The organism is Micromonospora craterilacus, from assembly GCF_003236315.1.
Lineage (GTDB): Bacteria > Actinomycetota > Actinomycetes > Mycobacteriales > Micromonosporaceae > Micromonospora > Micromonospora craterilacus.
Genome location: NZ_POTY01000414.1, coordinates 1 through 2751, shown reverse-complemented (window position 1 = coordinate 2751; position 2751 = coordinate 1). Strand labels below are relative to the sequence as shown.

The following is a 2751-nucleotide window of genomic DNA, read 5'->3' as shown; positions in this document are numbered from 1 at the left end:
CGGCCAGCAACACGGAGGAACCCGGCCCCGCGCCGGGCCCTCAACATGCCAAGAAAACGCCGATAGGTACGCAAATCTTCTTCATCGAAGACCGGCTATCGAATGGCACTCAAGTGAAAGACCGAGGCTAACCACGCCGGCGGCTCCGGACAACCGAGGACTGACCAGACTTATCACCTGAGTCTCCACCGGGTCGGGCGCCGGCCGATCAACCCGCATCCGCAAGGCGTCCGCCGCACCGGAATCACCGGTGAAGAACGCCAACCGCGCGTCGCCCTGCTTGTCGTATCCCTGCAAGACGACCACCGTCGAGCGCAGGCGTGGATGGCGCGTCGCGACAAGGGCCCGAATATCAGTGTGCGGACCTGCCGAGTTGGTACGGTCCCAGACGCTGGTGGCCTCACGTACCAGGCCAGCGTCCACGTCTCCCACCGGGGACCAGCCCAGAAACGGGCCATCCGGCGGCGGTGCAGCGAGTTGCGGTGTGGACCCGAATCCGACAACCCGAAACATCGTGACCAGCACCGCCAAGCACACTGCGGCCGCGGCTCCGGCGGCGATACGTCGCCGCCCGCGACGCCGGTCTGCCCGCCGCATGATCTTGCCTTCATAGCCCTCGGTCGGTACCACCGACTCGGCCAGATCCGCCAGGCCGTCACGCAACTCGGTCGTGTTACGCATAGTGCACCTCTTGATCAGCAACAGCGTCGGCCTCAACCCACTGCCTACGCAGAGTCTGCAAACCCCTTGATGAAAGACTCTTGACCGTGCCAACCGAACAACCCAGTACGCGCGCCGTGTCCTGCTCGGACAGGTCCTCGTAGAAGCGCAGTACGACGGCGGCACGCTGTCGTGCTGGCAGCCCGTCCAACGCCCGACGAAGCAAGTCCCGCTGTTCCACCCCCCACGTACTCGTCGCGTGCCTGACTCTCCACCAGCCGACCCAACGGCTGTTCCCACCAGGATCGGCGCCGCCTCCAGGTCACGAAGGTGTTGACTAGAATGCGCTGAACGTAGTGATCGACGCCGTCTGAGCGTTGCAGCCGGGGCCACGCCACAACCGTCTTGGCCAACGTCGTCTGGACCAGATCCTCGGCTTTCCCTCGGTCTCCGCACAGCAGGTAGGCGGTCCGGAGCAGCGATCCGTAACGCGCCCGTACAAAGGCTGTCACCTCCTCATCTTCGCGATCGTGCATCAGTCCCCCGCACCCTCAGCCTCAATCTCACGGCCACTACTTACGCTCTCGACCCCAGCAAACGTTGCCGTGACTCCGGAACTTTGTGACGATCGACATCTCGACCGCCCGCCGTGATCGGCGATGCGCAGCCCACATGCCACCCGCCCATCAACCGGCATCTACATAACGAACCCGGGTCGTCGTGTTAGTAGTAGTTGTCGATCGGTTGGCGCGCCTCGTCGAACAGGGCCGGCCCCTCGTACCGCACCGGGGGCAGCGGCGGGGTGGCCGGCTTGACCTCCTCGAACTGTTCGGCGGACAGGGCGTACACCACGCGTCCGAGACCGGATCGGGCGATCGCGGTCGCGCACATCGGGCAGGGCTGGCAGCTGGTGAACATGGTGGTGGCGGCCGCCAGTTCGGGGGTGAGTTCGCGGGCGGCCCAGCGGGCCAGCTTCAGTTCCGGGTGGGCGGTGATGTCCGAGTCCGACACCACGGTGTTGTGGTCCTCGATGAGGACGGTGCCGTCCGCACCGACCAGCAACGAGGCGAAGGGCCGTTCGCCGGATGCCCCGGCCTCGCTGGCGAGTGCCACGGCACGGCGCAGGAACGTCTCGTCGTCCTGGGTCATCGGTCCTCCTGGGACTTGTGGTACGCGGCCACCGCCGCGAGGGTCTGCCATGCCCGTTCGGGCTGGCGGATCTCGGCCAGGTCACCGTTGAACGGGTCGAGCACCACCGCCTCCGCGCCGAGCAGGCGGATCTGGTCGATGTCGGCGATGATCTGATCGATGGTGCCGACCCCGGCGAGCCGGTCCGGGGCATTGACCGCTTCTCGGGTCTGCCGGAGGTTGATGCGGGGCATCAACGCGGGCGCTGGGCGGTCCAGTTCGTCGGCGGTGGCCTTCAGCCGCCCGGCGGCGTCCGCCAGCCATCCGGGCGTTACCTGCAGCGGGTGCCAGGCGTCACCGAGCAGGATTGCCCGACGCATGCCGGCGTCGCTGTTGCCGCCCACCCAGATCGGGATCGCTGCCGTGTCATAGTCGTCGGTGTTCTGCCAGGCGTCGCGCATCGCGCGCAGGTACTCGTCGGTCAGCGCGCCGCGTCGCCGGAACGGCACGCCGAGCGCCTCGAACTCCTGCCGGGCCCAGCCCACCCCGACGCCGAGGACGAGCCGGCCCCCGCTGAGCCGGTGGAGATTCGCCGCCATCCGGGCGGTGAGCAGCGGGTGCCGGTACGGCACGATGAGCACCGTGGTGCCCAGCCGGACCCGGTGGGTCACCCCGGCCAGCCAGGACAGCGTGGTGAACGGCTCGTAGAACGGCGCCGGATACTGTTCGGCCACGTCCGGGGTGACCGCGATGTGGTCGGAGACCATCAGCAGGTCGAAACCGAGGCCCTCGACCGTCTGCGCCCACTGTCGCAGCAGATCGGGGTTTGTGCCGGGGGCAAAGTTCGGTACGTTCACGCCAATTTGCACGACTCCCACGTTAGTGCGGTGTCCACTAACGTTCACCGGGCTTCTGGTGTGTGTTGTGGATCCTCGCCGTTGTGGCGAGCGACTCCCCTCCCGG

General features: G+C 67.1%; 3 protein-coding genes and 1 pseudogene. All 4 read right to left on the bottom strand.

The annotated features are described in order from the left end of the window. Window positions 1–81: 81 nt before the first annotated feature. Window positions 82–681, bottom strand: a complete 600-nt coding sequence (locus tag C1I95_RS33215; protein WP_233514043.1) for a hypothetical protein — start codon at window positions 679–681, stop codon at window positions 82–84. Further along, window positions 674–1196, bottom strand: a pseudogene (locus C1I95_RS33210) (SigE family RNA polymerase sigma factor). Before C1I95_RS33210 ends, C1I95_RS33215 begins: the two are co-directional and overlap by 8 nt. A gap of 187 nt (window positions 1197–1383) precedes the next feature. Next, the gene (locus C1I95_RS33205) at window positions 1384–1809 is read right to left on the bottom strand and encodes a nucleoside deaminase (protein WP_111219989.1); all 426 of its coding nucleotides are present in this window, start codon (window positions 1807–1809) and stop codon (window positions 1384–1386) included. After that, entirely contained in the window at window positions 1806–2657 is an 852-nt protein-coding gene (locus C1I95_RS33200) for an LLM class flavin-dependent oxidoreductase (RefSeq protein WP_111219987.1), read from the bottom strand. Before C1I95_RS33200 ends, C1I95_RS33205 begins: the two co-directional genes overlap by 4 nt. Between the last annotated feature and the right edge of the window lie 94 nt (window positions 2658–2751).